Annotated in this window: 1 protein-coding gene; it reads left to right on the plus strand. The window is 53.0% G+C overall.

Features of this window, described 5'->3' with window-relative positions; genetic code table 11:
• Nucleotides 1–64: 64 nt before the first annotated feature.
• Nucleotides 65–1052 (plus strand): IS630 family transposase gene (locus ACT3UM_RS24165; RefSeq protein WP_498902554.1). Its coding sequence is split into 2 segments (ribosomal slippage), with 987 coding nucleotides annotated over them: nt 65–454 and nt 456–1052; the frame shifts between segments, so codons are not numbered across the junction. This gene is flagged as partial in the annotation.

Here is a 1052-nt window from a genome sequence, read left to right on the forward strand (position 1 = left end):
CTAAGTAGCTAATCATAAGTTTTCGTGTAGTATTGATGTTTGAATCACTGACACGGAAAAATCCATGGCAAAGCGCCGTTTCGTTGCCTCTCTTACTCAATCTGAACATCAGACGCTGACCTCCACCTATCACCATGGTGAAAAACGCGCCCTACGGCGGCGTGCGCACGCCATCTTGCTAAGTGATCGAGGCCACACCATCGATCAGATCAGTGAGGTATTGCAAGTTCGTCGCGATGCCGTCTCTCGATGGCTCAAACAGTGGGAGACGTCCGGACTCGACGGGCTCATTGATAAACCCCGCAGTGGTCGCACACCGGTTCTGGATGAGAACGACCACCGGAGACTTCAGGAACTGATCGCCGAGGAGCCTCATCAAATTCGATCCTTGCAGGCTCGCTTGCAAGAAGAGACCGGCAAGACGGTCAGCACGGTAACCCTTCGCCGGGCATTGAAAAAAAAATAACTTCAGTTTCAAACGCATTCGGCACTCACTTAAGTCGCTGCGTAACGAGACGGATTTCCGCAACACTCAAGGTCTCCTCAAGGCGCTCCATAAGCAGGAAGCTCAGGGGGAACACGTGCTCTATTACTTTGATGAGTCAGGTTTTTCACAATCGTCGTCGGTGCCATATGCGTGGAGTCCCATCGGTAAGCCTTGCGAGGTGACCGCCTACTCACACAGTCGAAGGCTGAACGTGCTGGGGTTTCTCAGCCGAGCGGGGAAGCTGATCTACCACACCGCCACCGAGTCAGTGACCACCGAGACGGTTATCGAAGCGTTTGATCAATTTGTGGCTCAGAAAGACCCCGATACCTTTGCTGTCGTGGTGCTCGACAATGCCAGCATGCATCACTCCCGAGCCTTCAGGCGAAAAATAGTGGAGTGGATGTCGAACCGTGTGCATCTGGTCTACCTATCCGCTTACTCGCCGGAGCTGAATCTGATTGAGATTCTGTGGCGGCAGATGAAGTACGCATGGCTGCCGCTGGGTGCATACCTCTCATTTGACCGCCTCTGTGATGAGGTACACCGGCTGCTTGATAACTAT

The organism is Halomonas sp. AOP13-D3-9 (assembly GCF_052379125.1).
GTDB lineage: Bacteria > Pseudomonadota > Gammaproteobacteria > Pseudomonadales > Halomonadaceae > Vreelandella.